The organism is Mycobacterium sp. (assembly GCF_032162605.1).
Taxonomy (GTDB): Bacteria; Actinomycetota; Actinomycetes; order Mycobacteriales; family Mycobacteriaceae; genus Mycobacterium.
On sequence record NZ_JAVROT010000469.1, the window covers coordinates 1 to 5,001 of the forward strand.

Below are 5,001 nucleotides of genomic sequence, written 5' to 3' on the forward strand. Positions count from 1 at the left end.
CACAGCTGCGTGGGCAGGTCGTTCTTGTCGAGACCCTCGAACGGACCCGCCACGACGTTGCGGACGAGAACTCCGGGTGCCACGCGGACCACCGGGGCGTCCGTCGACGACGTCGCCCTGGTGAAGATCTCCACCTCGACGCCTCGCCGGGCCAGCTCCAGCGCGGTCTGCACCACGTAGACGTTCATCCCGCCGGCGTCGCCGTTACCCGGCTGGGCCAGTGGGGAGGTATGGACCGACAACACGGCTACGCGCACACCCAATACTTACACCGGGCCCGACCGGTGATCTTCTTGCCCTCGCCGGACGGGCTCAGCCGGTCTTGCCGCCTGTGCTGGTCGGAGCGCGCTCCTGCCCTGCCCCGACGGGCTCAGGCGGTCTTGTCGCGGACGGCGCGCCGCATCGCGCCGATCGGATCCGCGTACAGCCCGCCGAGGGAAACCACCCCGGCGCCCGCCTCCTGCACGCGGTTGCCGAACGAGGTCAGCCTGATGTCGCGGGGCGCGAGCACCGATCGCTGCACATACGCGGACTCCACCAGCGCCATGCCCTCCGGGTACTCGGTGAACGCCTGCCCGCCGACGACCAGGTCGTCGGGGTTGAGCATGTCGCGCAACAGCGCCACGGCCTCCCCGAGCACGCGGGCCCGTTCGGCGAGCAGTTCGATGGCCCGTCCGTTGCCCTGCCGCGCCGCACGCAGCACCCCGGCGATCGTCGACGACGGACCGTCTGCCGGGACGATCCGCAGCTTGCGCGCTGCGGTGAGTACCGCTTCCTCGCTCACCGTGGACTCCAATTGGCCCGAGCCACCGAGCAATTCGGACTGAGCGGGCAGCGCCGCGATGGTGCCTGGGCCGCTGGTCGGCGAGTGCACCCTGCCACCGATCGACAGCGCGTACCCGACGGTCTCGCGGGCGTAGACGTAGAGGCTGGTGGCCGGAGCCGCCCGGCCGGCGACATTCGATTCCGTCGGCGCGCTGAGCCTGCGCGCGCCGAGCAGGAGTTCTGCCCCCGCCATCGCGTCGACGTGCGACGCCAGCGACACCGGCAGCCCGAGCGTCTCGGCGAGCACCGGCCCGACCGGGGCGTCCGTCCATCCGAGCCGGGCATGGTCGACGTGCCCGGTGGCGCTGTCGACGACGCCGCCCGCGGTGACGCCCACCCACAGCGGGCGACGCCGGTGCCAGCGACTCAGGTAGCGCGCGGCGCTGCCCGCGAGCGCGGCCAGCCCCGCGTTCTGCGCACCACGCGGCGTCGGCGTCTCGACGACGTCGAGAGTACGGCCGAAGAGGTCGGTCGCCACGATGCTGGTGGTGCGGGCCCCGATGTGGATGCCCAACGTCAGGAACGGTTCGTGGTTGACCTCGACCGGTACCCGCGGCCGCCCGATGGCGCCGGAGACGGCGAGGTCGGCGCGTTCCCGCAGGACACCGGCGTCGAGCAGGGCGGTGACCTGGCGGTTCACCGTGGCGATGCTCAGGCCGGTGGTCTGGGCGATGACGTCACGGGCGATCGGGCCGCGCAGTCGCGCCGCCCCGAATACGGACGCAGCGGCCGCCTCGGCGACACGCAGTGATGGAGCCACGATGTGGTGGCGGGCGAGCAGCGCACGCTTGGCGTGAGCGGTCGAGATGGCGGAGGTGGTCTTGCGAACGACGGTGACGGTGTTGGTGCTCAAGGGAGGTGTCCTTCGTTGAAGTCGGCTGGTGGGTTGATGCCTCACCTGGCGACTCAGCGGGACGAATACGTCCGGGTTCAGTCAGGCGCGGCGAGAAGCGCGACAACAACAACACGCACGCGAAGCGGCGATGCGCGAAACCTGACTAGCTGACACGTTGAGAACTTAGCACGCCAACTAAAGTTCACGGAATGACGGCAATCGAATCTCAACAGCCCGTCGCGGTAGTTACCGGCGCCAGCTCGGGCATCGGCGAAGCTACCGCGAAAACCCTTACTGGACTTGGCTTTCACGTGGTCTGCGTGGCCCGCCGCGCGGAGCGCATAAAGCCCCTCGCCGAAGCGCTCGGCGGGACGGCGATTGTGGCGGACGTCACTGACGGAGCGGCCGTCGACGCGCTGGTAGCCGGCCTCAACCGCGTCGACGTGCTGATCAACAACGCAGGCGGGGCCAAGGGCGTGCAATCGGTCGCCGACGCCGACCTCGAGGACTGGCGCTGGATGTGGGAGACCAACGTGCTGGGCACCCTGCGCGTGACCAGGGCGCTGCTACCAAAGCTGATCGCCTCCGGCGACGGCCTGATCGTCACGATCACCTCGATTGCGGCCTTCGAAATCTACGACAACGGCGCCGGGTACACCTCGGCCAAGCACGCACAGGCGGCGCTGCACCAGACCCTGCGCGGGGAGCTGTTGGGAAAGCCGGTGCGGCTCACCGAGATTGCGCCGGGGATGGTGGAGACCGAGTTCTCCGTCGTCCGTTTCGGTGGCGACCAGGACCGCGCCGACGCGCTGTACCAGGGGATGACCCCGTTGGTGGCCGCGGACGTCGCAGAGGTCATCGGCTTCGTGGCGTCGCGGCCGCCGCACGTCAATCTGGACCAGATCGTCATCCGGCCGCGCGATCAGGCGACCGCGACGCGAAAGTTCACCCGCCCGGACTCGGACTGACCGTCACCTGGCTCGGCGGCGTCGTCGTGGGCGTGCCCGAGAGCGTGGGCGCGTCGGTGGGCGTGGCGGGCGCACTGCTCGGGATGTTCGACGGTGGGGCGTCGTCGTTCAGCGCCGACATGGACTTCCACTGGTCCCAGGCCACGGCCCAGTCCCAGATGTCGCCGTCGGCGTAGGACAGCTCGATCGACGTGCCGGTGACTTCGACGGGATCGCCGTAGATGGCCGTGTTGAAGTACTGCTGCGCGTCGTCGGTGGAGAGATTGATGCAGCCGTTGGTGACGTTGCTGCTGCCCTGCACCCCGGTGGTGCTCGGGTTGGCGTGGATGAACTCGCCGTTGTTGGAGATCCGCACGGCATACCGCTCGTGGGCGTTGGAGTAGCCCGCCGCAGGGTTCGACATGTAGAAGTCCTCGTACTTCTCGGTGACGACGTGGATGCCGCTGCGGGTGATGTTGCGCGGCAGGTCGGCTTCGCCGTAGCTGCACGGCAGATCGAGGATGACGCCGTTGTCGGTGATGACCTGGATGCGGTGTGACGAGGCCTCGGCCTTCACCACCTGCCGTCGGCCGATCTCGAAGTCGAGCGTCACGTCCTGGGCGCCGAACGCGCCTTCGCCGAACGGAATGCCGTACATCGTGGCCGCGATGTGAACCTTGGTGCCCGCCGGGTAGTAGTCGCGGGTACGCCAGTGCACCCGCGAGCCGCCGGCCTCGTCGGGCAGCCAGGCCCAGCTGCCCTCGACGGGTGGGACCGTGGTGACGGTCAGCGCACGTTCGACGGCGGGCTTCGCGTCGTCGCCGATGGCCGCGTCGAACTGCAGGATGACGGGCACCGCCACCCCGACCACCTGGCCGTCGCCGAGCTGGAACTGCCCGTTCACCTGAGTCTGCGGGTTGACGGTGGCAAAGCCGCCCTCCAGCGGGACCGACTTGCCGTCGCGCCCGACCGCGGAACCGGCCCAGGTGTACTGCACGCCGTAGCCGAGCGGCTCGGTAGTGGTGAACGACGTCCGGTCGCCGCTGATCGCACCGGCGACGGGCTTGCCGTCGGCATTGGTCAGGGTGACGCGCTGCAGCCAGCCGTTGGTCACGTCGACGCCGACGGGATCGGTGGGCGTGACGTCGGCGGCGTCCTTGGCGGGCTTGTAGGCGATCTCGGCCTTGGCTGGGGCCTGCGTGGCATTGGGCTGGGTGATCGATGACCTACCGCTGCAGGCAGCGAGCACGCCGGAGGCGCCCACGGCGATTGCGGTCAGCGCTTGGCGCCGATTGATGGTCACGCGTACACACGGTACCTAGAGAACGCACCCGATCAGAATTGGCTCGGGCGTGAGCTCGAGCCCGAATGCGCTTCTGACGCCGTCGCGAACCGTCCTGGCCAGCGACAATAGGCCTTCCGTTGTTGCCGTGCCCCGGTTCGTCACAGCCAGCGCATGCTTCGTGGACAAGCGGGCAGAAGCCGCCTCGCCGGGGTAGCCCCTGCCGAAACCGGCCTGTTCCACCAGCCAGCCGGCCGCGAGCTTGACCCCGTCCGGCGCGGGGTAGTTCGGCACCTCGCCGTCGACCTGTGCGCGCAGTCGGGCGAACTCGGCGGGAGACACGACCGGGTTGGTGAAGAACGAGCCAACGCTCCAGGTGTCGTGGTCCGCCTCGTCGAGCACCATGCCCTTGCGCGTTCGCAATGCCAACACCTCGTCACGCACACGCGTCGGCTCGGCGCGCGAACCAGGTTCGACGCCAAGGGCATTCGCCAACTCGCCGTACCGCACGGGTGCGCTGCGCTCGTCGGCGGTCAGCGTGAACTCGACCTCGAGCACCACGGCGTCGGAGGAGTTCTTCAACGCGCTGGTGCGGTACCCGAACCGCAGCGCGCCGGGATCGACCCAGCGCACCTCCCCGCTGCGACGGTCGAGCAGGCGGATGCGGCTGATGACGTCGGCCACCTCGGCACCGTAGGCGCCGACGTTCTGCACCGGCGTCGCGCCCGCCGAGCCGGGAATGCCGGACAGGCACTCCAGCCCGCCGAGGCCGTGCGCCAGCGACGTGACGACGACGTCGTCCCACAGTGCGCCGGCCTCGGCGCGGACGACGTCGCCGTAGACGGTGATCTCGGTATTTGCCACGCGGACGACGGTCAGGTCGGCCAGGTCGTCGGCGATCACGACGTTGGATCCCCCGGCCAGCACCAACACGCGTTGGTCGACGGGCAGCACCCGCAGGACGTCGACCACCTTGTCGGTGGTGTCGCAGGTGATCAGCCGACGCGCGACCGGCCCGATCCGCAACGTGGTCAGCGGCGCGACCGGCGCGGACTCCTCGACCGCAACGCCCGCGATATCCGAAGTGGCCACGGGCCGTAACGGTAGCGTGG

General features: G+C 69.5%; 5 protein-coding genes. 1 reads left to right on the forward strand and 4 read right to left on the reverse strand.

Annotated features, from left to right (window positions below; all coding sequences use genetic code 11):
- Together QOI01_RS25955 and QOI01_RS25960 are read right to left on the reverse strand one after the other, a co-directional pair.
- A partial coding sequence (locus QOI01_RS25955) for a glycosyltransferase (RefSeq protein WP_526386039.1) occupies nt 1-263 on the reverse strand: 263 nt, incomplete at its 3' end.
- A gap of 107 nt (nt 264-370) precedes the next feature.
- Complete coding sequence (locus QOI01_RS25960) at nt 371-1,606, reverse strand: ROK family protein (RefSeq protein WP_526386041.1); 1,236 nt, start codon at nt 1,604-1,606, stop codon at nt 371-373.
- A 263-nt stretch (nt 1,607-1,869) separates the two neighbouring features.
- Between QOI01_RS25960 and QOI01_RS25965 the strand changes: the two genes are divergently transcribed.
- On the forward strand, nt 1,870-2,628 hold the full coding sequence (locus QOI01_RS25965) for an SDR family NAD(P)-dependent oxidoreductase (RefSeq protein WP_526386040.1): 759 nt from the start codon (nt 1,870-1,872) through the stop codon (nt 2,626-2,628).
- On the opposite strand, the gene QOI01_RS25970 is transcribed toward QOI01_RS25965, so the two are convergent.
- Both QOI01_RS25970 and QOI01_RS25975 read right to left on the reverse strand, forming a co-directional pair.
- Nucleotides 2,606-3,904 carry an Ig-like domain-containing protein gene (locus QOI01_RS25970; protein ID WP_526386042.1) on the reverse strand — a complete coding sequence of 433 codons (1,299 nt, stop codon included), beginning with the start codon at nt 3,902-3,904 and terminating at the stop codon, nt 2,606-2,608. The genes QOI01_RS25965 and QOI01_RS25970 overlap by 23 nt on opposite strands.
- A 21-nt stretch (nt 3,905-3,925) precedes the next feature.
- Nucleotides 3,926-4,981, reverse strand: a complete 1,056-nt coding sequence (locus tag QOI01_RS25975) for a UDP-N-acetylmuramate dehydrogenase (RefSeq protein ID WP_526386043.1) — start codon at nt 4,979-4,981, stop codon at nt 3,926-3,928.
- Between the last annotated feature and the right edge of the window lie 20 nt (nt 4,982-5,001).